The following is a 23,821-nucleotide window of genomic DNA, read 5'->3' as shown; positions in this document are numbered from 1 at the left end:
AATGAACATTTTTAGCAGACTATTTAAATCAAGAGATAAGCCTGAAAACAGGATGTTAGGCGGTGGTTATCGTTTCTTAATGGGTACGTCCTCGTCGGGTAAGAGGGTGAATGAGCGTTCGGCGATGCAGATGACGGCAGTTTACTCGTGTGTGCGTATCCTGTCTGAAGCGGTGGCGAGTCTGCCGCTTCACGTGTATGAGCGGACGAGTACGGGTACGGCTAAAGCGGTTAAACATCCTTTGTATAAGGTGCTTCATGATGAGCCGAATCTTGAAATGACAAGCTTTGTGTTTAGAGAAACATTGATGACGCATCTATTGTTATGGGGTAATGCTTACGCGCAGATTATTCGAAACGGTAAAGGCGAGGTTTTAGGCTTATACCCTTTAATGCCTGATCGTATGAGAGTTGACCGGGATGAGAGTGGTCAAATTTTTTACGAGTATACGTTAAATGATAGTGATGTTTTAGCGGGTAAAGAAACGAGTGTGAAACTTAAACCTTTTGACGTGCTTCATATTCCCGGTCTTGGTTTTGACGGTCTTGTTGGCTATTCGCCTATTGCGATGGCAAAAACGCTATCGGTATGGCGATAGCTACGGAAGAGTATGGTGCATCGTTTTTCGCTAACGGTGCTACACCAAGTGGAATCTTGGAATACCCCGGTACAGTGAAAGATCCTCAAAGTATGAGGGATAGTTGGAATAAGGGGTTCTCGGGTTCTAACTCGCATAAGATAGCGATTTTAGAGGAAGGCATGAAGTATACGCCTATTTCTATTTCGCCTAACGAAGCACAGTTTCTTGAAACTCGTAAGTTTCAGATTAACGAGATTGCTCGTATTTTTAGAGTCCCACCACACATGGTTGGTGATTTAGAAAAGTCGAGTTTTTCTAATATTGAGCAGCAGTCGTTGGAGTTTGTGAAATACACGCTGGATCCTTGGGTGGCGCGTTTTGAACAGTCTATTACGAGGCGGCTTTTTACTGATAAGGAGAAAGAAACTTATTATGTGAAGTTTAACGTGGATGGTCTTCTTCGAGGAGACTATCAGAGTCGTATGAATGGTTATGCTACCGCTCGTCAAAACGGTTGGATGAGCGCGAACGATATTAGACAGTTAGAAAACTTGGATAAGATTCCCGCCTGTGAGGGTGGTGACTTGTATTTGATTAACGGTAACATGCTCCCGCTTAACCGTGCTGGAGCGTTCACTGTAATTGGTAGAAATAAGTTAGGTGATTAAGATGAATTTGTGTCTTGATAATATTAATATAACATGTTATATTAATATTATTATAGTATAACTGTTTAGACAGTGGATGAATCATTTAGGCAACGAAGACATAACGAATTATCTTAACGTTAAGCGAAAAATAGAATTTAATCTCTATGGATACTTAGCTAAGATAATATCCTACACTATGAGAGTATACAACAAATTAATAATAGCAGAAAGGATGGAATAATTTATGTGACATTATAAAAAAATCATAAAATGTACAAGAATAGTGATCATTCGAGATAAAATCTGATTAATCTCAATCTTAGTTAAAGATGTTGTTTTTAAGGAGGTGCTTACAAATGATTAGAAAAAGAAAGATGTTATCAGCAATAACCACTTATGTAATGGTTGTTGGAATGTTGTTTTTCACATCCAATTCTGTTGCTTATGCGTATACTTTATCTCAACCAAAATCGTTTTATGATAGTATTTCATGGACATGGTTTTATAGCGATAAGGCTACGCCAGCATATAATTGTCTAGGATTTGCAACTGGTAGTATGACGTACGAATGGCCTAGTGACTTTGGTGATGATGGTGCTACTAAAGCGCAATTGGATAATTATCTGGCAAAGAAAGGTTATAGACCTTATAAATATGATCCATTTATTCTAGCGTATGGTCATTCTCCTGATAAAATTGTTCATTTTGCAAAGGTTACTGGTCTTAAGTGGTGCCGTGCTAAATGGGGACAATTGGAGCTGTTTAACCATGGTAGTCATGATCCTTATTACCCTAATTCTGTTTATGGTTCTTTGCAACACAAATACACTGCGAATTAGAATTCTAGGAGGTGTAATACTATGTCTAAGAAAAAAATGTATATTTCGCTAGGAACTTTACTTTTATTGGTTCTATTTGTATTTACTGGAATTTTTATTATTGGAAATAATCCAGCATCAAAGAATAGTGGGAATATAGCTCATAAATTGATGCCAGTAAACGTAGCTTATGCTGAAACGTTAGATGATATAAAGGGATCCATGAATAAGTTGATGGTGGAATTAGAAACTGAGACGAAGACTAATCCACAAGTGGCTATGCAGGCACATCCAGGAAAGTTTATTAGGAATTCTAAAAACTATCAAAGAATATTGAAACTGGGACTGAAGGCAATTAAACCTCTTTACGATGCTATTTATGATAGTAGAGATGCTGGATGCTATGAATATATTCTAGCTATGGCTATTGAAGACATAACTGGCGAAAAGTTTGTTTACAATTCTGACTATGGTTGGAAAAATTCGTTAGAGTTTAGGATGGCTTATGACGAAAAAGTAAACAATACAAGGTTTAATGTTGAAAGAATCAGTAATAATGAAACTTTGAATGATCATGACCGAACTCAGAAATTTAAGGAATTAGGGATTTTTGCAGTTTCTGATTTAATTAAAGAGTATAGGAAAAGTGATTCCAAAGTTTCTAAACCATCGATATTAGAAGCTGTTAAGGGAATTACTAGTAAGTATAAAGAACTTGCAATAACGGAAAGAACTCCAACTGAGAGTATTCTAGATGAAACACAATTATTTGATTCTCTAGTTTCCTTAAATGGAAGAGCATACAAGTAAGGTGGATTATTTAACTGTAAAGCTAGTTCTTTAGGTATTATATGAGTGTTATACGAACATGAAGCGACCAAGAAAATCTTGGTCGCTTCTTTATATAAGAGAGGAGGAAAAAGGTAATGAGGAAGTTTTGGCAGTGGAAAAACCAAAAGGAAAACAATGAGACTAATGAGAATAATGAGATTTTTGAGAGAACGCTGTTTCTTAACGGTACGATTGCTGAAGAATCATGGTTTGATGATGATATTACACCACAACTTTTTAAAGACGAGTTAAACGCTGGTAGTGGGAATATTACCGTGTGGATTAACTCGCCTGGCGGCGATTGTGTGGCTGCGGCACAAATCTATAACATGCTCATGGATTACAAGGGTTGTGTGACGGTCAAGATTGATGGTATAGCAGCAAGTGCTGCCTCGGTTATTGCGATGGCTGGCACAAAGGTTTATATGAGCCCGGTGTCAATGCTTATGATTCATAATCCTATGACTGTTGCTTTTGGAAACAGAAGCGAAATGGAAAAAGCAATATCAATGCTTGATGAGGTAAAAGAGTCCATTATTAACGCTTACGAGATTAAAACAGGGCTTAACCGTGTGAAACTGTCGCATTTAATGGATTCGGAAACATGGATGGGTGCTAACAAGGCGGTAGAACTCGGGTTCGCGGACGGTGTTTTAACTAGAGGTGAAACCGCTGATATTGGCATACCACAGGTTTCAACATTGTATTCAAAATTAAGCGTGCAAAACACGTTATTGGAAAAAATATGTAAAGCCTGCCGGATAAGCGGTAAGGAAACAAACAATATTAGTGCAGACGATCTTATGGATCGTCTTTTTTTAATCAAAAATTGGAGGTAAATATGATGAACACTATTTCAAACATGGTTGAGAAACGTAATAAGGCTTGGCAGGGTGCGAAAGCTTTCCTTGAGTCTAAACGTGACAAGGACGGGCTTATTTCAGAAGAAGACGCGAAAACCTATGATGAGATGGAAGCGAAAGTGAAAGCTTACAGTACGGAAATTGATCGTTTAGAGCAGATGGAAGTAATGGATAAGGAGCTTTCAAAACCAACATCTGAGGCGATTGTTGCAAAACCTATGAAAACAGGCGTGAACCTTGAAAAACAAGGTCGTGCGCGTGACGAGTATAAGCAGGCGATGCTTAGTGCTCTTAGAAGTAATTTTAAACGAGTTGATAACGTGTTGCAGGAAGGCGTGGACGCTGATGGTGGGTATCTTGTGCCGGAAGAGTATGATAATCGTCTGATTGAAACGTTGAAAGAAGAAAACATTATTCGCTCTCTTGCTACCACGATTACTACTAGTGGCGAGCATAAGATTAATGTTGCGATGAGTGATCCTGCGGCGGCTTGGATTGAAGAAGGCGCAAGCCTTAACTTTGGGGATTCCAAGTTTGCTCAAATCCTGCTTGACGCTCATAAGCTTCACGTTGCGGTAAAAGTTACTGAAGAACTCTTGCATGATAATGCGTTTAACCTCGAGAATCATCTTCTCACATCCTTCGGCATGGCGTTGGCTAACGCTGAGGAAGACGCTTTTCTTAACGGGGATGGCGTGGGAAAACCGACTGGTATTTTCAACAAGAAAGACGGCGGCACGTTCCTTAAAGAAACTACCAGTATTAAAACTGATGATCTGATTGATCTTATTCACGCTTTGAGGCGACCATACCGTAAAAACGCGAGTTTTATTATGAACGATAAAACAGTCGCGAGCATACGAAAACTTAAAGACAATAACGGCGCATACGTTTGGCAGCCTTCATACCAGGATGATGAGCCGAACAGGATTCTCGGATACCCGGTATACACGTCTGCTTACGCGCCTGAAAACATGGTGGCTTTTGGCGACTACTCGTACTACAACATTGGCGACCGTGGTTCACGCTCGTTTAAAGAGCTTACCGAACTTTTCGCTGGAAACGGCATGATAGGTTTCGTCGCTAAAGAGCGTGTAGACGGCAAACTCGTGCTTAAAGAAGCAGTACAGATTCTACCTGTTAAAACAAGCGTAGCAGCCTAAAAAGATGGTTTAAGGAGGGGTGTTGATGATAGTTACAGTTGAGGAAGCAAAAAACTATCTTAGGGTGGATAGTAAAGAAGATGATGAGCTTATCAACACCCTTATTCATTCTGCTGAAAAACTCTGCCAGGGAGTAGCTCGTAAAAACGATACTAGTTTGATTAGTGAAAACTTTGATGAGTATAGGCTCGCAGTCTTATACGCTACAGGCTACTTGTATGAGCATCGGGAAGAAGCAGACCATCACGCGCTAACTATCACTTTACGTTCGATGCTTTTTACTGTTAGAAAAACGGGGTTTTAAATGAGAATAGGTTTATTAAACGAGCGTATTATGCTGCTTAAAAACAGTGTTGAAGTTGATGATGTTGGTAATCATAAGATTAAGTGGAGTAAATATTACGAGTGTTACGCTACGGTGAGTGCTGAAAGTCCAATGGAGCAGACTTCGGCAGGAAACGTGTGGGATGAGTCAAAAATAGATTTTACTATCCGCTATTCGAAAGAAACAGCTGCAATATCATCCACCAGGTATCGTGTTATTTTTCATGATACGGTTTATGAGATTTTAGGTGTTGACCACATGAATTATAAGAAGAAAAGCCTGAAACTTCACTGTAAGAGGTGTAAAAAGTGAGCAAAGTAAGTATTGGCGGCCTCTCTAAAGAAGTTATTAGAGAGCTTAAAACTTACGCGAAAGTTACAACCGGGAAAGTAAAAGAAGCAGTAAAAAACGCTGGTAAAACAGCAAAAGAAGAAATTAACATGACAGCTCCTAAACGAACTGGAGCGTATGCGAAAAGTTGGGCGGTTAAAACATTAAGCGAAACAGGCAGCAGGCTAGTTCTCGTAGTGCATTCTAGAAACAAGTATCAGCTTACGCACTTGTTAGAGTACGGTCATGCTAAACGAGGCGGCGGACGCGTGGAAGCTAGAGCACACATTGCTGAGGCTGAAAGTAAAGCAGTACGAAGTTTTGAAAAAGAAATAGAGGAGGCGGTTAAAAATGGGTAATCTTTTAAACATTATGAGGGAGATAGGTTTTCCTTTTGCTTACCATCATTTTGCTGAAGGAGAATCACCTAATCCGCCTTTCCTCCTGTTCTTAACGCCTGCGAGCAGTAATTTTGCGGCAGACGGGAAAACGTATTTTAAAGCAAACGAAGTCCATATTGAACTATACACGGACTATAAGAACCCCGTGCTGGAAGAACAAGTTGAGGCCGTGCTTGATAGGCACGGCATTTTTTATAACAAAACAGAAGCGTTCATAGAGTCGGAACAGCTTTATGAGACACTCTACATTTTTGAAATGGAGGTAACAATAAATGGGAAACAAGGTTAAATACAATCTGAAAAACGTGTACGCGGCAAAACTTAAAAAAGATTCGAGTGGTTTCTCCTACGATGAGCCTAAGCCTATTCCGGGGGCGGTGAGTATAAGCCTTGAGGCTGAGGGTGAATCCTCACCGTTTTACGCTGACGGGATTGTTTACTTCAGGTCGACTGCTAACAACGGTTACAGTGGCGACTTGGAAATTGCTCTTATACCTGAATGGTTTAGGACGGAAATACTGAGAGAAGAACTAGATAAAAACGGTGTGCTGGTTGAAAACGCGAAGATTAGTGAAACAGAAAAATTCGCGCTCCTGTTTGAGTTTGATGGTGACGTGAACGCGATCAGACACGTTTTATATAACTGTTCAGCAACACGACCGTCTATCGAGTCAGAAACTAAGGAAGACACTATAGAACCGGGTACGGAAACTTTGTCGCTTACGGCTGATCCTAGAGAAGATGGTTTAGTGAAATCTAGGAGTGGTGACACTACTTCAAAAGAAACCTATGAGAACTGGTATAAGAGCGTGTATGTTCCGCAAGTTAACGCGGAAAACAAATAAGTTTTAAAGGGGGTAAACGTGTTAGAAAAAACAGTAAAAGTAAATGGTAAAGACGTGAAGTTTCGTTCTTCAGCCACTATTCCAAGATTGTATCGTATTAAATTCAAGCGTGATATTTTCAAAGACCTGTCAAAATTAGAGCAGTCTTTCAAAATCAACGAGGGTGTTTTTGAAATAGCAGATCTTGAAATTTTTGAAAACGTGGCTTATATCATGGCTTATCACGCGGATAATAGTATTCCAGCGAGTATTGATGAGTGGCTTGACGAGTTTGAAATGTTTTCTATCTACGAGATTCTTCCTGAAATTCTAGAACTTTGGGGAGCAAACTTGGAAACTGAAGTGAAATCTAAAAAAAATTTAAAACAACAACACGGCAAATGACAACCGCGTTGTTTCTTCTTAGATGCACAGAAATCGGTATTAGTATTTGCGAACTGGATCTTTTAACTATCGGCATGGTTTTAGACATGTGGACGGAGAAAGCAAACGATAGTGTGAAATACGATAAGCTCGCAAGCCAAGCAGAGTTTGATAAGTTCTAATTTAAAGACTTGAGTATTTTTGGTATGATAATGATAAATATAGTAATAAGCACAAAAAATGGGAAAATATATTTACATTAATATCAGATTGATGTAAAATGAAAAGATTTACGAAAGGAGTATGAATATGATTTATTCAAATGAAAGAAAACTATATTTAAGTGGTTGGCTAAAGAATAATGACAATACATCATATGAGACCCCTTTAAAGTTGCAAAAATTTTTGCTGTTTTATGAAGCCTTTACGAAAGTATCTGGAGAAACACCTGATTTTAGTCATTTAAGAGGGTATAAAAAAGGTCCGGTATTTAGTAATGTTTGGGGAGATTATACTAAGGAAAGAGCAAGCTTTAATGTGGCGGCTCAGAATGCGTATGATAAAAATGTTGAAGCTATTAATGTTAAAAGGGCTGAAAAATGCGCTTTTATAGTTGGTACTATGACGGAAAAGGAATTATCTGATCTTACACATCAGATGAATCTTTGGAAATCAAAAGAAAATCGCATTGTGTCTGGTGAGTATCAAGTAGATTTAGATGAATCGGACTTCAATTATAATGATAAAAAACTGATCGATGCATTAGATGCAATGTATTCAACAAATATGGTAGAAAACTCAAAAATTATAAATTTAGATAAAAAATACTTTGTATTTTCAAAATCTGATTCGGAATTACTTACGGAGAAACATTTCGATATGATGCTTACTCTTGCGGAAAATGAAGAACTCCATAATCCAGTATTCGTCGATATTGACGAAGAAGGGAGGCTTCTGATTGATTAACGAAAAAGATGTTGTGAGGATGAAAGTGCCTTATCCGTCTATATCGGATGGGATGGCTGTGGCTTCACATATGTATATTTGTAATAAACATTCGGGTACAGTGTATGAGTATATTAAATGTCAAACACTAAAACCTTATATGCTTATTAGAAACCCAATGGTTCATTATCATGATGAGCAGCCAGATATATCTAGGAATCCATTTACGCGACCAACTAGAATAGATTGTGATAAGTTATTTCTGACAACTACAGTACATTATGATGATCGATTAAAAACATTAAATCGTCCAGATGTATGTGAGGATTTATTTAGATCTGTACGAGTAGAATTATTGAAAGACGGCTATACGAACATAAATATAAATGAAATAGAACTAAAGAACTTGAATAGATTGATTTACTGATAAATTAATCATGGAAGATTATTTCTAGCACTTACTAAATAGTAGGTGCTTTTTTCATACCTATTTTTAGGAAGGAGGTGATGTTATGGCAAACAGGATTAAAGGTATTACCGTTGAAATCGGTGGAGATACTACGGGCTTGGATAAAGCGTTAAAAGACGTGAATACGACTATTAGATCCACGCAAGCTCAGCTTCGTGACGTAAACAGGCTGTTAAAACTCGATCCGTCCAACGCTAAACTTTTATCGCAAAAACAGCAGTTGTTGCAGCAGGAAATCTCTGAAACCAGTGAAAAGCTCAATGCCTTAAAACAGGCGGATAAGCAGGCTAAAGTACAGTTGGAAAACGGGGAGCTTGGTAAAGACAAGTATGATGCATTACAGCGTGAGATTGTTGAGACAGAAAATAATCTTGATAGTTTAAAAGAAAAATTAAAACAGGTAGGTAGTGTTAGTTTAACCAAGCTTAGTAGCCAGTTTGATAGTACGAGTAAAAAGATAAAGAAACTAGGAGATGGTATGTCATCTCTTGGTCAAAGTTTAAGCACGAAAGTTACGCTGCCGATTGCTGCTATTGGTACTGCTGGTTTTACTGCTGCAGCAGACTTACAGGATGCTATGGGGGCTACAGAGCAGATTTACGGTAAGTCTGCTAACAAGATGCTTAAATGGTCAGGAAGTTTGAAATCCTATTATGGTATTGCTCAAGGTCAAGCTTTAGAGTATGCGAATACTATGGGCGCGATGTTGAAAAATATTGGTGGGAAAAGTGATGCTGAAGCAGCCGAGATGAGTCAGAAGCTGGTTGCTCTTGCAGGCGACTTGTCTGCTATGTTTGGTGGCACAACCGAGTCTGCTGTTCTTGCTTTAACAGGCGCGCTTAAAGGTAATAATGCGATGCTTGACAATTATGGTATGGGTGTTAACGAGGCGACTATTAAAGCTAAAGCTCTTGCCATGGGTTTGCATGATGGTAGAGGCGCGATGAGCTTGCAAGCGAAACAGGCTGCTACTTTGGCTCTTATTATGGAGCAGACTGCTGACGCTCAAGGGCAGGCTGGGCGTGAAGCTGCGGGCGCTTCGGGTTCTATGAAGATTCTAAAAACAGAGTTGCAGAATATTGCTGCGACTATTGGTAATGTTTTACTTCCCGTCATAACACCTTTAATGCAGAAAATATCAGCATGGCTTTCTAAATTTAAACAGCTTTCTCCAGAAAGCCAAAAACTTATAGTGACACTTGGGCTGATTGCTGCGGCAGTCGGCCCTTTTTTAGTGGTTCTTGGAACGTGTATTTCTAAAATAGGTGTTGCTATACAAGGGTTTTCTAAACTAGCTTTGTTTATAGGTAAAATGTTCGCAAGTTTTACTTCCGGCTCTAGTATTCTTGAAGGGTTAGGCGCTGTTTTAGGTGGAGTATCCGCGCCAATACTCGCGGTTGTTGCGGTTATTGGTGTTCTGGTAGCAGCTTTTGTAACCTTATGGAACACTAACGAAGAGTTTAGAAACAGTGTTATTGCTGTTTGGGAGAAAATTAAGGAAACTTTCACCGGTTTTGTTAATGGTGTTAAAGAAAAACTGTCAAGCCTTGGTATTGATTTTACGAGTATTGTTGAAGGGCTTAAAACAGTGTGGAATGGTTTGTGTGCTATTCTAGCTCCACTGTTTGAAGGCGCTTTAAATTTAAGTTTTACTAGTTTCAAAACCGTTCTTGATTTAATCACAGGCGTTTTAGACGTTTTTATAGGCTTGTTTACCGGTAACTGGTCTCAGCTTTGGGATGGTGTAAAAGTAATTTTTACTGCTGTTTGGAACGCGGTTAAAAACACGTTCATAACGGTATTTAACACGTTAAAAAACGTTTTTAACGTGTTTTTGTCTTTCTTTGGCACTAGTTGGAACAAACTGTGGTCGAGTGTGAAAAACTTTTTCATGAATGTTTGGAATAGTATCGTATCGTTTTTCACTAACGTTTTAAACGGTATTAAAAACACGGCAACAAGTGTTTGGAATGGTATTAAAACTGCGATCATGAGCGTGGTAAACGGTATTAAAACAAGCATTTCAACAGTGTTTAATTCAGTAGCAAACATGGTTAAGTCTGTGTTTAACGGTATTAAAAACACGGTTGTGTCAGTTTGGAATGGTATTAAAACTGCGATCATTACTCCGATTGAAGCTGCGAAAAACAAGGTTAAAGCAGTAATCGACGCTATAACAGGGTTTTTCTCTGGCATAAAACTTAGTCTTCCTCATATTAAACTGCCGCATTTTAGTATTAAAGGACAATTCTCTCTTACGCCACCGTCTGTACCGTATCTTGCTATCGACTGGTATAAGAAAGCAATGAATAAGCCGATGCTGTTAAACGGGGCGACTATTTTCGGTGAGAAAAACGGGCGTATGCTTGGCGGCGGTGAGAAAGGTCCGGAAGTGATTATGGGGTTGAATAGTTTAGAAAACATGACCGTTGGAGCGAACACGCAAATGCTTAGTGTTATGAACCAGATTCTAGCGATTATGGACGCGTATTTCCCACAGTTTTCTAACCAGAGTATTGTGCTCGACACTGGTGAACTAGTGGGTGGTATCGCGCACAGGATGGACAGTGAGCTTTTCAAGCTTCAAACAAGAAAAGCAAGGGGGTGGTAAAAGTGTATGGGATGCTAATAAACGGGTTGCATAGTTTTAACGATCTAGGGCTGGTTGCTACAAGCCGTCCGCTCGTTCAACTTCCAGAACCTAAATTAGAGTATTTGCAAATACCAGGCAGACAGGAAAGTATTGATATTAGTGAAAGTCTTGCTGGTGAAGTGTTATACGAGATGCGTGAAGGCTGTTTTGAATTCATTGTTGCAAACAAAAACAAGTGGAGTGAAACATGCCATAGTGTTAAAACGTTAATCCACGGTAAGAGTGTGAAACTGTCTCTTGATGATGAACCATTGTTCTACTATCAGGGTCGAGTGTGGGTTAGTGGTTTTAAATCGGATAAAAACTATTCAACTCTCACACTCAACTATAAGCTGCAACCATATAAGTATAGTGTAGATGATTCGGATGGGGTTCACACAATATGGGGTGTGCAAGTAGATGATAAGCGGGAAATAACACTCGTTCACGATTTTGACATGACACTGATTCCAGAATTTAACAACCTGTCATCTAACAGTATTCTACTGGATTCTAATGGTAAAAAGTATGAGATTAAAACAGGCGTTAACCGTTTCCCACAGCTTCGTTCAAAAATAAACATGAGTTTAACATTCGTTGGAAACGGGATGGTAAATATTTCCTATAAAAGGGGGTGGTTGTGAGTGTACAGGATCATACTTGATAATAATACGATTTACTATCCAAATGATGACAAAGCGGTACTTGATGATATTACGTTAAACTTGGAGCTTAACACTGCAGGAACGTTAACGTTTACTTGCCCGAGTCAAAACCCTTGCTATGAGCTTATTAAAAACCGGAAATCAATAGTAAGCGTGTGGCGTGACGATGAGGAGATTTTCTTCGGCGAGGTTAGAGAACAAGTAAAAGACTTGTATGGTAGTAAGAAAGTAACTTGCGTAGGGTTGTTAACTTACTTAGCGGATAGTATTCAACCTCAGAAAGAATATCATGATCAGAGTTCCTACCAGCTTTTAGAAAAACTTTTACAAGCTCATAACAGTCAGGTAGATGATTATAAGAAAATAAGAATTGGTTTCGTCACCGTATCTGACTCGAATGATTCACTCTACAGGTTTACTAATTTTGAAACCACGCTTGAAGCGATCATGAGTAAAATGGTTGAAAAACTTGGCGGATATTTGCGTCTTAGAAAAGAAGACGGGAAACTTTATTTAGACTACCTACGTTTAGAAGAAATAGGTAAAGCTACAAGCCAGCATATTAGTTTCGGTTTAAACCTGCTTGAATACGCTGAAAACCTTTCAGCAGAGGATGTTACTACAGCGGTTATTCCTCTCGGCAAAGAGTTGGAAAACGAGAATAGTGAAAACGAGGTTCTTAAAAAGCATGTTGATATTACTTCAATAAACAATGGGAAAAACTATATAGTATCTCGTGAAGCGCAAAAAACATTCGGCTGGGTTTGTAAAGTTATTAATTTTAATAATGTGACAGTCCCAACTAATCTTATGCGTAAAGCTGTTAAATGGTTACAGGATAACCAGTTTGAGCATGTAGAAATAAGCCTTAGCGCGGTTGACTTATCCGAGTTAGGTTTATATTATGCGACGATTAAGTGTGGGGATAGGGTTCGTTGTCTCGCTCCACAATTTGGCATGGATCGCGTGTTTCCTGTAGTAAAACAGACTATACCGATTCAAAAACCAGGCGAAGTTAGAATCGTGCTTGCGAGCAGGATTTCTAAAGGGTATGTGCAAAACGTGTCGCATGCTGTTCAAACGTTAAAAGAAGAAGCGGTTGAAACTAGAAAAATTGATAACGAGCGTGTTAAAGCTGCGATAGATAATATTAAAGCGCAAATGGGTAATTCTCAAAGCGGCTATAAGATAAGCGAATACGATAGTAAAGGCATGTGGGTTCGTGACCTTTACATGGATACGCCTGATAAGAACACTGCTACAAAAGTTTTACAGGTTAACATGAATGGTATTGCTGGAAGCCATAACGGTTTTTTAGGTCCTTACAGTACTGCGATGACTCTTGACGGCATGGTGTATGGTGACAGGATTATCGGGCATTCGATTGACGCGGAAAAACTTTCAGTTTCTTACACTTCGCAGGTAGAAAAGCAGATTAGTAAAGCAAAAAACGAGGCTATAAAAGACACTGGTAGGAGGCTTGAAAACTATTACACGATAAGTGAAATCAACACGAAACTAAATGTTACAGACGGTAAGATTGAGGCTGGTGTTGAAAGCGTTAACCATAGTCTTAAACAGAAAAACGGTAACTATTACGGCTCGTATACTCCAAGCCAGTTTAACGCTCCTATGAGCTTGTGGCTGACTGATAGTGAAAAAATGCAGCATGTTGGTGATTTTTTCTACGACACGTCAACCGGCTACGCTTACAGGCTTATTGTTAAGCAGGAAAGTTTAGCCGTAAAATTTAATGAGAAGTCGCACACGGAATCAGCTTTTGACGATTTTGTAGACATTTTTTACAAGTATGAGGATAAAATTTACGCTATACCTGGTTTAACTGGTGAAAAAATTTCTGGCGCAACAGTGTTTGTTCCATCAAACGAGTTTTGGCTACATTTTAGAACTAACTGGTCTCCGTTTGACAATTATGGTTTTAAGATTGATAGCATTAAAAAAGAGTATTCAGGAGAAATTTCAGGATACGTGTCTAAACTGCCTGAAGATATTAACATTATTGAGGTTAAAGGTGAAAATTATCCTGAGTCTGAACACCCGTATAAAGGTGGAACAAGCAAACTATGGCATTACGTTTCCGCTGACAGTATAAGTAGTTTTAGAACGTTCGATTGGCTGAGAGTTAAAGATAAAGACATTGAGGCTGCTAAATCCACGGCTGATAAGGCTATTTCTAAACTAACCATAGTAGAAGATTCCATATCTTCAATGGTTAAAAAAGGTGATTTTGGTAGTTTCATGCAGCAAAACTATAACAGTTTCCTTCTCGGGTTTAACCATTCGAGTAAATACGTGCAAATAACACCCGGGCAGATAGAACTTTACGATGGTGAAGTTGATGAGGATCATAAAAGAGCTGTTTTTGATAAAAACGGAAACAACTTCTACCGTAACGGCGTGTATATTGGCTATGTTGGAACCGGCGAGTGGGAAGAAGATAATTCTCACAAGGGTCTAGTTTTTCATCTTACTAACGACGGAAAGTATATGGCTTTCGCGCAGCGTAAATCAGCTGATGAAGAAACATACGCTACTATGCTGTGTTTTTCACGTTCGCAAAGCATTTATAAAGAGTATGGTATTCACGCTGGATGCAACTTTTACATGCATGGTAACAAGATTATAGATCCTGTTTGGCAAGACGGTGCAGGAGTAGACGCGGATATTAACTATGTGCAGATTATTGAAATGAACCAGGATGGGAAAGCTTCAAAATGGGGTTCTAACGCTCACATGGTGTTTAAAAACGGGATACTCATGAAAGTTAAATACTATTAAAAAGCGCGGGTGGAAGCGTTAAGTGAAAGTAGAGGAGAATTTGTTATGGAGAAACTAATTATTCACACAAACAAAATAGTGGCTAATAAAGGCACGCGCTTAAAAGACGTGACAGAAAGTATTACGACACCTGTAGTTGATAATACGAAAATTTTATGCGAAATCAGCCACAAGCTGGATATTATTCTAAAAAGATTGGAGGAGAGTAGTGGTAAAACCGACAATTAGCTACGCGGTAGCTGTGCAAAAATATAAGGCTGAGTTAAACGAAAAAATAGTCGAGTTGAATAAGCAAATACCAATACCTACTTACATGATAGAAGGCATTGTTGCAAGCGTACTATCTGATATGCGTTCGGCAGTGATCGCGGAAAACTCGATGGAATATGAAGCGTATGTGAAACAGTTAGAAGACTATTTTAACTCTAGAGAACGCGAACTTAACGACGAGATTTTGAAAATAAAAGCCGAAAAAGACGAAAAAACTGAAAAAGGTGAAACGGCTGGGAAAGGTGTAAAAGGTGGAATGGTTGGGAAAAGTGTAAAAGGTGGTAAGGAGTAGTCATGTGTTGAAAAATAATATCAGTTGAAATGCTGAAATGTTGAAATGTTGAAATGCTAGGGCAGGTGTGGGTTAAACCATGCCTGCCATTTTTTATTACTTTTACTTTTTGTTTTTATAAGAGTACTGGCAAATGTTAGGAAAACTTGTAAGGAGAATTATGAGAGGATTTTGGAATAGTACTCAACTGGCTTTCACACTGGTAGGCGGCTGGCTGGGATACTTTTTAGGCGGATGCGACGGGCTGATCCTCGCACTCGTTTTATTTGTGGTAACGGATTATATTACAGGCGTGATGTGTGCGGTCACGGATAAGAAACTGTCTAGCAGCATTGGTTTTAAGGGCATCTTTAGAAAGGTGCTCATTTTTATGCTTGTTGGCATAGCAAACATTATAGATTTTCATGTTTTGAAACAAGGAAGCGTGATGAGAACCGCAGTAATTTTCTTCTACCTATCTAACGAAGGATTATCTTTAACCGAAAACGCGGCTCACCTGGGGCTTCCCGTGCCTGAGAAATTAAAAAACGTTTTAGAACAATTACACGACAAGAACAGAAAGGACAATACTCATGAGTAAAAAAGGAATAGACGTATCAGAGTGGCAGGGTGACATTGATTTCAACGCGGTAAAAGCATCCGGCGTTGAGTTTGTGATCATTCGAGCAGGATACGGTATCGGATGCAAAGACAAGTGGTTTGAACAGAACTATCGTAAAGCAAAAACAGCCGGTCTTGACGTGGGAGCCTACTGGTATTCGTACGCAAACTCTGCTTCTGAGGCAGCTGAAGAAGCTCAAAGCTGTGCGAACATGCTTTCAGGTAAAAGTTTTGAGTACCCAGTTTACTTTGATTTAGAAGAAAAAAGCCAGCTTAACCGTGGGCGAGCTTTCTGCGATTCGCTGATTACCGGTTTTTGCAGCAAACTGGAAACTTACGGGTATTATGCAGGCTTTTACACCTCGCTTTCAACCGCTAATAATCTTGTGTCATCTCATGTTAGAAACCGTTACGCTTTGTGGATCGCACAGTGGAACACGCACTGCAGTTATCAAGGCTCGTATGGTCTTTGGCAATACTCGTCAAACGGCAGCGTGCCTGGAGTAGCCGGCAGAGTTGACATGGATTATGCTTACAAGGATTATCCAAGCATTATTAAAAACGCTGGATTAAACGGATGTAAAAACGGCGAGTCTCACCAAGCTACGCGCACCACAAGTATTGATGAGGTGGCGCGAGAAGTTATTAACGGCACGTGGGGTAACGGAAATGAGCGTAAACAGCGTTTAACTCAAGCCGGATACGATTATACGAGCGTGCAAAATAAAGTTAATAAGCTTCTTGGTGTTAAGACTCGTAGAAAGTCAGTTGATGAGCTTGCACGTGAAGTAATCCGAGGCACGTGGGGTAACGGAAATGAGCGTAAACAGCGTCTAACTCAAGCCGGATACGATTATGATACGGTACAAAAACGAGTAAACGAACTCTTGTAAAACAGTTTGAAACTTGTAAAGCCCGAGGCTTGTTCCTACATTGGAGCAATCCTCGGGCTTTTTTTATTTTTAAGGTTAAATTATCAAGCCAAGAGGTTAAAAAACACTGTTTTTTCTTTGCCTGTGATGTAAGGAGGCACAGGCAAATGAATGTGGAAGAAAAAAGTAAGATTGGAAAACTAAGAAACATGGGGTTTGGCTATACGAAAATAGCTAAACAGTTAAATCTTTCAGTTGATACGGTTAAAAGCTACTGTAAGCGCAACAATCTTGGCGGCGTAAATGTTGGCAATAGCGTTCAATTATGTGATTTATGCGCTAAGCCTGTTAAACAGAATGCTGGTCGTAAAGTTAAACGTTTCTGCTCTGACGCGTGTAGAAACACGTGGTGGAGTAAGCATACACAGTTGGTAAAAAGACAGGCAAACTATGAGTGTGTCTGTTGTAACTGTGGTGAAAGTTTTACATCCTACGGTAATAAGACTCGAAAATACTGCTGCCACGCCTGCTATATAGAGCATCGTTTTGGAGGTGAGCATCATGCAAATAAGTAATGATGTTCACGGGCTAACGGATGTTAAAGCGAGGGCTTGGACAAAAGAGAGTATGCAGGCGGATTTTCGTTTTGAAATAGCCGAAAAACTTACCGTTTCACTCTTTAAAAAAGGGCTTATCAGCGAGCAAGAAAAAGAAAAAATAAGCCGTCTTAACAGGGAAAAATTTCACCCGTTTTACAAGGAATTATTGGGTTAAAAGCTTGATAAACACTGCTTTTAGAGTGATGAATAGTATTAGCTGAAAGTGAGGGAAATAGTGAAAGAAATAATAAAAATAGACTCTACAATGCGAAAAACTGGTTTTAAGAAAAAGACGCGGGTTGCAGCGTATGCGAGAGTTTCTAGTGATAGTGATGAGCAGCTTCTCAGCTTAGAAGTGCAGAAGGAGCATTACGAAAACTATATTAAGTCTAATCCATGCTGGGAGTATGCGGGGCTTTACTTTGACGAGGGTATTAGCGGCACGAAAATCGGTAAGCGTGAAAGTCTTAAACAACTGCTTAAAGACTGTCAGAGCGGTCAGATAGACAGGATTGTTACAAAGTCTATTAGTAGGCTTGCAAGAAACACGGTTGACTGTCTTGAAATAGTTAGAAAACTTACCGGTCTTGGTATTTATTTGTATTTTGAGAAAGAAAACATTGATACCGAGCATATGAGTTCGGAGCTTATGCTTTCTATCCTGAGTTCTATTGCGCAAAGCGAGTCAAGATCTATCTCGGAAAACAGCATGTGGTCAATTCAGAAACGGTTTGAAAACGGAAGCTATATCATTTCTTGCCCTGCGTATGGGTATAAAAACGAGAATAAGAAAATGATTATAGTTCCAGAGCAAGCCAGGGTAGTAAAAGAAATTTTCAACATGGCTCTTTCCGGCATGGGCGGAAAAGCAATAGCACGAGTATTGACCGATAAAAAGATTCCAACTAAAAAGGGCGGGAACTGGACTTCAAGTACCGTGAATGCTATTTTGACTAATAAAACATACACAGGGGATGTGATTTTTCAGAAAACATACACGGATGATAGTTTTAACCGCCATAAAAACTGTGGTGAGAAACAACAGTATGTTATTGAAAACCATCATGAGGCTATCATCAGTCATGAAACTTTTAATCTTGTAAAAGAGATTATCGCGTGGAGAAGAAGTGAAAATAACATAGTATGTGGTAGTGGTAAGTACAATAAGCTTTATGCGTTTTCAGGTAAAATTCGTTGTGGTGAGTGTGGAAGCAAGTGTAAAAGACGAATAATTTATCAACATAATAAGGCGTATGGCATATGGGTTTGTATAACGCATCTTGAAGATATTCATGCTTGTTCACAAAAGTCTGTTATGGAAAGTTATCTTAAAATTTCTTTCCTGCAAATGTTAAACAAGTTAAAAGCAGGATACGTTCAAATGTTGACTCCTCTCGTAGAAAGTTTGAGAGGTGTGAATAATAAAGACGGTTTGAACAAGGTTATCGAACTCGAAGAAAAAATAGCTAAATTGCAAGAACAAGAGCAAGTACTCAGTAAGCTTTTCGCCGGTGGATACATTGAGATGGATTCCTACTATCTAGAAAGCAATCAGCTTAAAACGGAAATAGATACTTGTCTTAAGGAAAAACTTAAGCTTTCCAACAGTTTAAACGGTAACTTAACGCACTTAAACGAGGCACAAAAACTTCAACGGTTCGTAAGCGTCACAGAAGTATTTAGCGAGTTTAAGGACGAGGATTTTCTGGATTTTGTAGACGATGTCGTAGTTAAAAGCAGAACAGAATTTATTTTTCATTTGAAATGCGGATTGGAATTAGAAGAAGAGGTGAAAGAAACATGGCACGCATCCCATATGGTTACAGAATAGTAGACGGTAAAGCGGTTATAGATGAAGTAAAAGCTCAAGAAGTAAGAGAGTTTTTTCGTTTCTATCTTGAATTTAAAAATATTTCTCAAGCTGCTAAAAAATCAGGTATAAAAAGGGATTGGCCAGTCACGGGCAAAATTCTTAGCAAGAAATTGTATTTAGGAACAGAGTTTTATCCTCAGATTATCGATGAGGATATGTTTAGACAAGTGCAACAAATAAGGCATGAGAATGCTATCAGGAATCATCGTTATAAAGAGCCTAAGCCAATAAAGGAAATTCGGCTTATTACAAGCTACCAGTTAGAAAAGGTAGAAAAGAAATACGATGATCCTTATCGGCAAGCAGTATACGCGTACAGTCAAATCAAGGAGGTGTAAAATGAATGCCAACGTTACAATTATTCCACCAAGAAAAATAGCGGGGAATACGGTAGATAAGCATGAAGATAAGCCGAGGTTAAGAGTAGTAGCGTATTGTCGTGTTAGTACTGACAGTGAAGAACAGGCAACAAGTTATGACACGCAAGTTCAGCATTATACGGATTATATTTCAAGAAATCCTCTCTGGGAGTTTGCTGGCATTTACGCTGATGACGGTATTTCAGGAACTAGCACGAAAAAACGTGTCGGTTTCAACGACATGATCCACGATTGCATGAGTGGCAAAGTAGACATGGTTATCACTAAGTCGATTAGCCGTTTTGCGAGAAACACTATCGACTGTTTAAAATTTGTTAGGCAGTTGAAAGACAAAAACATCCCGATCATTTTTGAAAAAGAAAACATCAACACCATGGAAGCAAGCGGAGAACTATTGCTTACTATCATGGCTTCTTTAGCTCAACAGGAATCCGCGTCGCTTTCTCAGAATGTGAAGCTTGGACTTAAGTTCCGCTACCAGGAAGGCAAAGTGCAAATCAACCATAACTGGTTTTTAGGATACACAAAAGACGATGAAGGGAATCTTGTAATTCTTGAACAGGAAGCAAAAGTCGTAAGAAGAATTTATAGAGAATATTTAGAAGGAGCAAGTCTTAGAGATATAGCGGAGGGTCTTGAAAAAGACGGTGTTAAAAACGGTGCCGGGCATTTAAAATGGAATTTATCTAATATTAAAGGCATCTTGCAAAACGAAAAATATATTGGTGATGCTCTTTTACAAAAAACTATTACGACAGATTTTATTAACCATGTTCGTATAAAAAATGATGGAACAGAACCACAGTATTATGTAAAAGATAGCCACGCGTCTATTATTCCAAGAGATATTTTCTTTAAAGTTCAAGAAGAAATGGTAAGACGAGCCAACATGTTTAGTGGTGAGGAGAATAAAAAAAGGAGAGTTTATTCCAGTAAGTACGCTTTATCCAGCCTGTGTGTTTGTTCTAAATGTGGGGATGTTTACAGAAGAATTGCTTGGAACAATCGAGGAGTGCATTCTGTTGTTTGGCGTTGTTGTACTAGATGGGAAAATGGTCCTAGTGCTTGCGATGCTCCGACAGTAAAAGAGGAAGAACTGCAGGCTGCTACAGTGAAAGCCATAAACAAGGTGTTTAGTGTACCGGATGAAGTATTGGATACGTTGAATAACAATATTAGAGAAATTATCGCGGGCAACAACTTAAGTGAGATTGAAACGGTTGATAAAAAAATCGCAGACAAACAAGCGACACTACTAACCTTGCTTAAAGCTAAAAAAGACTACACGAAAATAGCTGATGAGATTGATGAGCTTAAAGTGAAGAAACAAAAGCTTCTTATAGAAAAAGCAGGTCAAGAAGATGCTAAAAGACGAATCAGAGAAATGGAAGATTTTCTGAAAAGTGAGCGTCACGAGCTTAGTGAGTATGATGAGAAGCTGGTAAGAAAGTACATCAAGAAAATAAAAGTTTACGAGGACAGGTTCAGTATAACTTTTAAATCAGAGATTAGTGTTGATGTTGAAAGGGCATCGTAAAAGTCAAAAGACTGTGAGTATTTGAAATGTTACAAAAGTCAGCCTAGGGGAATCATCTCTAGGCTGTTTTTTTGTTTTTATGCTCAAAAACCAAGTTATTAAGCCAATCTTAAACTTTTTAACGATAGCTTTTCCTATCGTTAAAAAGTGCACCCAGTATCCATAGTGTGCACTCAAAAAAGTGTAGCTATACTAGGAGTTCTCTCAATCCATGTTGAGACAATCGTGTTGCTTTCCAAACTAGATTCAAAGAAATATATTAGTGTAGAACTTCCGATGGATGATATGGACTTAACAAGTGCCGAAAGTAAAGCAACCTATAAATAAATTCAAAACTATGTTTTTAAGAAGCTTGGATTTAAGGTATCTAATTTATATATAGCACAAGTAAAAGAAAAATGTGGAATTAAAGAAAGAGAAAATTATAATAAACCTAAAAGAGAAGACTTAAAACAACCAATTTGTCCAATAGAAAAAGAAGAGGCAATAAAAGATGCGTTTAGATATTTTCAGATGATCTAATAGATGTTTGCTAAAGCTAAAATTTCAAAATTAGTATTTGAAAATGTTTAAGTTTAGTATCCTATTAATAATTAAATATTGAATAGAGTAAGTCTATTTTAGCAATAGGTGAGCACTATTATATAAATATAAATTATCAGAATATGAAATTGATTTTTCGAAGAAAAGATTAAGCCTATGGAATAATGTTAGAGTTAAAAAAAATAGTGAAAGGATGGCTAAAATGCGATTATCGAAGATAAAGATTAAAAACTACAGATTGCTTATTGATGCCGAATTGGATGTCGATGCAAAAACAACCCTTATTGTTGGCAGGAATAATACGGCCAAGACCTCCTGCAGTAACTGTATCAACACCGTGCTACAAGGAAACGATTTTTCATATAATGATTATCCTATATCAAAGCGAGAAAACCTCTACAACCTGTTTTTTCAGTTCATGGAGAAAAAATTGAGTTATGAAGATCTCTGCAGAGGAATAGAACCTATTTCTATAGAGTTTGTAGTTGATTATTCATTGGATGATCAAGATACAAAATTGGGGGCATTATCACCTTTCATTATTGACGTTGATGTGGATACCACTACAGCGTTAATTCGTGCGGAGTATCAGTTGAAAACTGACGAAAGCAAACTGCGGGAACTGTTTAAGGATAGTTGCTATAGTAATGATAAATTTGCGCCCAAAGCAGAGGAAATGCACGCTATGCTTGCAACCAATTTTTCGAGGTTGTTTGGCTTAATTATCTATGCGGTTAATCCAAAGAATTTAGAAGATTGGCAAGTTAAAAGTCATAGAGAACTTAAAGACCTTTTCCCTTATTATCCGATTCCTGCAGAACGCATACTTGGAGAAGATGGTACTCAAAAGAACGAGTCCCTTAGTTCGTTGATTGCGGACTATTTCAGCTTGAACGAGGAAGATTTGACACCTGATATAGCAGAGAAAGTCAAGGAACTCCGTGCAGTAGTTGATGGTGCAAACAAAAATGTGCAAAAAGAAAGCGATCGAATACTCAGTGACTTGGTCAGCAAGGCAGTTGGTTTTGGATATCCTAATGTTGAAGAATTGCAGCTTGGTGTTACTACTGAGTTAAAAATTGACGATCAAATAAAAAACCAGACACGGCTTTCATATAGCTCTGGCGCCGGTGACGAAAGCCTGCCCAGCTCCCATAACGGATTGGGGTACAAGAATTTGATTAAAATGGAATTTCTCTTGGCTGCGTTTGCACAAGATGTTGAGAAAAAGGGAGACGCCTGCATTCCATTGTTGTTCATTGAAGAACCTGAGTCACATATGCATCCTCAAATGCAGCATGCGTTTGCGGAGCATTTAGAAAAATTCCTCGATAAAATTACAACTGTTCATATTCAGACGTTTTTAACTACTCACTCTGCACATATAGCGAATACTATGGATTTCTCTAAAATCCGGTATGCGAAAAAGTCTAAATCTGGAGTTGTTTATAAGAACCTTGATATTTTTGCGAGAGAAAATGCTGACAACATGGATTTCATCAAGAAATACCTTACCCTTAGCAGATGCGATTTGTTCTTTGCAGATAAGATCATTTTTGTTGAGGGTGCTTCGGAGCGGTTGCTGCTACCGGACATGATAGAGAAATGCGAGAAAGAAAAACTGTTTGATTCAGAAAAATATAAACTGCCCGCACAGTATTATGCTTTGATCGAAATTGGAGGAGCATACGCATACAAATTCATACCTTTTGCAGACTTCCTTGGACTCCCTTGCTTAATCCTTACGGATATAGATTCTATGATAGATGGCAGAACAAAGGCTGTTGTCAGCAAAGGTAAGACTACCTCCAATGCAACAATAAAATGGTGGATGCGCAAAATTAAGGGTATTCCGCAGAATAGTAAAGATAAGATTTACCTTGCGGATATCACCGCTGCAACAGATGCAGAAAAGACTTTGGGGAAATGTCATATTGAATATCAAACTTCGGAAAATGGGATATGTGGCAGATCTTTGGAAGAAGCCATCATGAATGTGAATCGTAGTCATTATGGGTTCACAGAACCTGTTGCCGAAGAAGATTTGGAGTTTACTGAGAAAAGAAAGACGGACTTTGCACTCAATCTGATTTGCAACAATCCTAATTATTCTATTCCTCAATATATTAAAAATGGTTTAATATGGCTTAATCGGCAGCGAGTTCTTGAATGAGGA

At 38.6% G+C, this 23,821-nt stretch carries 25 protein-coding genes and 1 pseudogene; all 26 read left to right on the top strand.

Annotated elements, in window-relative coordinates; genetic code table 11:
• The first annotated feature begins 1 nt into the window (after window position 1).
• The 26 genes and pseudogenes from HXT59_RS04870 to HXT59_RS04745 all read left to right on the top strand — a co-directional run bounded on the left by HXT59_RS04870 (window position 2) and on the right by HXT59_RS04745 (window position 23,818).
• A pseudogene (locus tag HXT59_RS04870) lies at window positions 2-1,248 on the top strand (phage portal protein).
• Between the two features lie 338 nt (window positions 1,249-1,586).
• Window positions 1,587-2,069: a DUF7689 domain-containing protein gene (locus HXT59_RS04865; protein WP_016815963.1), complete on the top strand. Its 483-nt coding sequence runs from the start codon at window positions 1,587-1,589 to the stop codon at window positions 2,067-2,069.
• Between the two features lie 21 nt (window positions 2,070-2,090).
• Window positions 2,091-2,858, top strand: a complete 768-nt coding sequence (locus HXT59_RS04860) for a hypothetical protein (RefSeq protein ID WP_004104990.1) — start codon at window positions 2,091-2,093, stop codon at window positions 2,856-2,858.
• A gap of 116 nt (window positions 2,859-2,974) precedes the next feature.
• Window positions 2,975-3,718: a head maturation protease, ClpP-related gene (locus HXT59_RS04855; RefSeq protein ID WP_421784227.1), complete on the top strand. Its 744-nt coding sequence runs from the start codon at window positions 2,975-2,977 to the stop codon at window positions 3,716-3,718.
• A 2-nt stretch (window positions 3,719-3,720) separates the two neighbouring features.
• Window positions 3,721-4,905: a phage major capsid protein gene (locus HXT59_RS04850; protein WP_421784226.1), complete on the top strand. Its 1,185-nt coding sequence runs from the start codon at window positions 3,721-3,723 to the stop codon at window positions 4,903-4,905.
• Between the two features lie 25 nt (window positions 4,906-4,930).
• A complete protein-coding gene (locus HXT59_RS04845; protein ID WP_421784225.1) occupies window positions 4,931-5,209 on the top strand; it encodes a head-tail connector protein in 279 nt (92 codons plus the stop codon).
• Complete coding sequence (locus HXT59_RS04840; RefSeq protein ID WP_421784224.1) at window positions 5,210-5,542, top strand: phage head closure protein; 333 nt, start codon at window positions 5,210-5,212, stop codon at window positions 5,540-5,542.
• Window positions 5,539-5,919, top strand: a complete 381-nt coding sequence (locus tag HXT59_RS04835; protein WP_410312566.1) for an HK97 gp10 family phage protein — start codon at window positions 5,539-5,541, stop codon at window positions 5,917-5,919. Before HXT59_RS04840 ends, HXT59_RS04835 begins: the two co-directional genes overlap by 4 nt.
• Window positions 5,912-6,250 (top strand): hypothetical protein, encoded by a 339-nt coding sequence (locus HXT59_RS04830; protein WP_421778250.1) that lies wholly within the window; start codon window positions 5,912-5,914, stop codon window positions 6,248-6,250. Before HXT59_RS04835 ends, HXT59_RS04830 begins: the two co-directional genes overlap by 8 nt.
• On the top strand, window positions 6,234-6,806 hold the full coding sequence (locus tag HXT59_RS04825; RefSeq protein ID WP_020760690.1) for a major tail protein: 573 nt from the start codon (window positions 6,234-6,236) through the stop codon (window positions 6,804-6,806). The genes HXT59_RS04830 and HXT59_RS04825 overlap by 17 nt, the downstream gene beginning before the upstream one ends.
• 18 nt (window positions 6,807-6,824) lie before the next feature.
• On the top strand, window positions 6,825-7,190 hold the full coding sequence (locus tag HXT59_RS04820; RefSeq protein ID WP_014554474.1) for a hypothetical protein: 366 nt from the start codon (window positions 6,825-6,827) through the stop codon (window positions 7,188-7,190).
• Between the two features lie 288 nt (window positions 7,191-7,478).
• Window positions 7,479-8,135: a hypothetical protein gene (locus HXT59_RS04815; RefSeq protein WP_032812428.1), complete on the top strand. Its 657-nt coding sequence runs from the start codon at window positions 7,479-7,481 to the stop codon at window positions 8,133-8,135.
• Entirely contained in the window at window positions 8,128-8,541 is a 414-nt protein-coding gene (locus HXT59_RS04810; RefSeq protein WP_016815980.1) for a hypothetical protein, read from the top strand. Before HXT59_RS04815 ends, HXT59_RS04810 begins: the two co-directional genes overlap by 8 nt.
• Before the next feature lie 85 nt (window positions 8,542-8,626).
• Complete coding sequence (locus HXT59_RS04805; protein WP_421784223.1) at window positions 8,627-11,194, top strand: hypothetical protein; 2,568 nt, start codon at window positions 8,627-8,629, stop codon at window positions 11,192-11,194.
• Window positions 11,195-11,205: 11 nt separating this feature from the next.
• The gene (locus tag HXT59_RS04800) at window positions 11,206-11,859 is read left to right on the top strand and encodes a hypothetical protein (protein WP_421784221.1); all 654 of its coding nucleotides are present in this window, start codon (window positions 11,206-11,208) and stop codon (window positions 11,857-11,859) included.
• The gene (locus tag HXT59_RS04795) at window positions 11,860-14,679 is read left to right on the top strand and encodes a phage tail spike protein (RefSeq protein WP_421784220.1); all 2,820 of its coding nucleotides are present in this window, start codon (window positions 11,860-11,862) and stop codon (window positions 14,677-14,679) included.
• A gap of 45 nt (window positions 14,680-14,724) precedes the next feature.
• Window positions 14,725-14,907: a hypothetical protein gene (locus HXT59_RS04790; protein ID WP_076002854.1), complete on the top strand. Its 183-nt coding sequence runs from the start codon at window positions 14,725-14,727 to the stop codon at window positions 14,905-14,907.
• Window positions 14,888-15,241, top strand: a complete 354-nt coding sequence (locus HXT59_RS04785) for a toxin (protein ID WP_421784218.1) — start codon at window positions 14,888-14,890, stop codon at window positions 15,239-15,241. The genes HXT59_RS04790 and HXT59_RS04785 overlap by 20 nt, the downstream gene beginning before the upstream one ends.
• A gap of 160 nt (window positions 15,242-15,401) precedes the next feature.
• Window positions 15,402-15,821 carry a phage holin family protein gene (locus HXT59_RS04780; RefSeq protein WP_421776690.1) on the top strand — a complete coding sequence of 140 codons (420 nt, stop codon included), beginning with the start codon at window positions 15,402-15,404 and terminating at the stop codon, window positions 15,819-15,821.
• Complete coding sequence (locus HXT59_RS04775; protein WP_421784216.1) at window positions 15,814-16,734, top strand: GH25 family lysozyme; 921 nt, start codon at window positions 15,814-15,816, stop codon at window positions 16,732-16,734. Before HXT59_RS04780 ends, HXT59_RS04775 begins: the two co-directional genes overlap by 8 nt.
• 146 nt (window positions 16,735-16,880) lie before the next feature.
• Window positions 16,881-17,288, top strand: a complete 408-nt coding sequence (locus tag HXT59_RS04770) for an RNA polymerase subunit sigma-70 (RefSeq protein WP_421784214.1) — start codon at window positions 16,881-16,883, stop codon at window positions 17,286-17,288.
• Window positions 17,275-17,487, top strand: coding sequence for an SHOCT domain-containing protein (locus tag HXT59_RS04765; RefSeq protein ID WP_415697667.1), 213 nt, complete (start codon window positions 17,275-17,277; stop codon window positions 17,485-17,487). The genes HXT59_RS04770 and HXT59_RS04765 overlap by 14 nt, the downstream gene beginning before the upstream one ends.
• Before the next feature lie 60 nt (window positions 17,488-17,547).
• The gene (locus HXT59_RS04760) at window positions 17,548-19,143 is read left to right on the top strand and encodes a recombinase family protein (RefSeq protein ID WP_421784211.1); all 1,596 of its coding nucleotides are present in this window, start codon (window positions 17,548-17,550) and stop codon (window positions 19,141-19,143) included.
• The gene (locus HXT59_RS04755) at window positions 19,113-19,523 is read left to right on the top strand and encodes a hypothetical protein (protein WP_004125819.1); all 411 of its coding nucleotides are present in this window, start codon (window positions 19,113-19,115) and stop codon (window positions 19,521-19,523) included. Before HXT59_RS04760 ends, HXT59_RS04755 begins: the two co-directional genes overlap by 31 nt.
• A 1-nt stretch (window position 19,524) precedes the next feature.
• On the top strand, window positions 19,525-21,102 hold the full coding sequence (locus tag HXT59_RS04750) for a recombinase family protein (RefSeq protein ID WP_421784209.1): 1,578 nt from the start codon (window positions 19,525-19,527) through the stop codon (window positions 21,100-21,102).
• Window positions 21,103-21,838: 736 nt separating this feature from the next.
• The gene (locus HXT59_RS04745) at window positions 21,839-23,818 is read left to right on the top strand and encodes an ATP-dependent nuclease (protein ID WP_421784207.1); all 1,980 of its coding nucleotides are present in this window, start codon (window positions 21,839-21,841) and stop codon (window positions 23,816-23,818) included.
• The last annotated feature ends 3 nt before the right edge of the window (window positions 23,819-23,821 follow it).

Source organism: Gardnerella sp. KA01001 (assembly GCF_049244025.1).
GTDB lineage: Bacteria > Actinomycetota > Actinomycetes > Actinomycetales > Bifidobacteriaceae > Bifidobacterium > Bifidobacterium swidsinskii.
This window is presented reverse-complemented; position numbering and strand designations above follow the sequence as displayed.

Coding starts and splice junctions, on each gene's coding strand:
- HXT59_RS04865 (WP_016815963.1), top strand. CDS start 1,587: ATGATTAGAAAAAGAAAGATGTTATCAGCAATAACCACTTATGTAATG.
- HXT59_RS04860 (WP_004104990.1), top strand. CDS start 2,091: ATGTCTAAGAAAAAAATGTATATTTCGCTAGGAACTTTACTTTTATTG.
- HXT59_RS04855 (WP_421784227.1), top strand. CDS start 2,975: ATGAGGAAGTTTTGGCAGTGGAAAAACCAAAAGGAAAACAATGAGACT.
- HXT59_RS04850 (WP_421784226.1), top strand. CDS start 3,721: ATGATGAACACTATTTCAAACATGGTTGAGAAACGTAATAAGGCTTGG.
- HXT59_RS04845 (WP_421784225.1), top strand. CDS start 4,931: ATGATAGTTACAGTTGAGGAAGCAAAAAACTATCTTAGGGTGGATAGT.
- HXT59_RS04840 (WP_421784224.1), top strand. CDS start 5,210: ATGAGAATAGGTTTATTAAACGAGCGTATTATGCTGCTTAAAAACAGT.
- HXT59_RS04830 (WP_421778250.1), top strand. CDS start 5,912: ATGGGTAATCTTTTAAACATTATGAGGGAGATAGGTTTTCCTTTTGCT.
- HXT59_RS04825 (WP_020760690.1), top strand. CDS start 6,234: ATGGGAAACAAGGTTAAATACAATCTGAAAAACGTGTACGCGGCAAAA.
- HXT59_RS04815 (WP_032812428.1), top strand. CDS start 7,479: ATGATTTATTCAAATGAAAGAAAACTATATTTAAGTGGTTGGCTAAAG.
- HXT59_RS04805 (WP_421784223.1), top strand. CDS start 8,627: ATGGCAAACAGGATTAAAGGTATTACCGTTGAAATCGGTGGAGATACT.
- HXT59_RS04800 (WP_421784221.1), top strand. CDS start 11,206: ATGCTAATAAACGGGTTGCATAGTTTTAACGATCTAGGGCTGGTTGCT.
- HXT59_RS04790 (WP_076002854.1), top strand. CDS start 14,725: ATGGAGAAACTAATTATTCACACAAACAAAATAGTGGCTAATAAAGGC.
- HXT59_RS04780 (WP_421776690.1), top strand. CDS start 15,402: ATGAGAGGATTTTGGAATAGTACTCAACTGGCTTTCACACTGGTAGGC.
- HXT59_RS04775 (WP_421784216.1), top strand. CDS start 15,814: ATGAGTAAAAAAGGAATAGACGTATCAGAGTGGCAGGGTGACATTGAT.
- HXT59_RS04770 (WP_421784214.1), top strand. CDS start 16,881: ATGAATGTGGAAGAAAAAAGTAAGATTGGAAAACTAAGAAACATGGGG.
- HXT59_RS04765 (WP_415697667.1), top strand. CDS start 17,275: ATGCAAATAAGTAATGATGTTCACGGGCTAACGGATGTTAAAGCGAGG.
- HXT59_RS04755 (WP_004125819.1), top strand. CDS start 19,113: ATGGCACGCATCCCATATGGTTACAGAATAGTAGACGGTAAAGCGGTT.
- HXT59_RS04750 (WP_421784209.1), top strand. CDS start 19,525: ATGAATGCCAACGTTACAATTATTCCACCAAGAAAAATAGCGGGGAAT.
- HXT59_RS04745 (WP_421784207.1), top strand. CDS start 21,839: ATGGCTAAAATGCGATTATCGAAGATAAAGATTAAAAACTACAGATTG.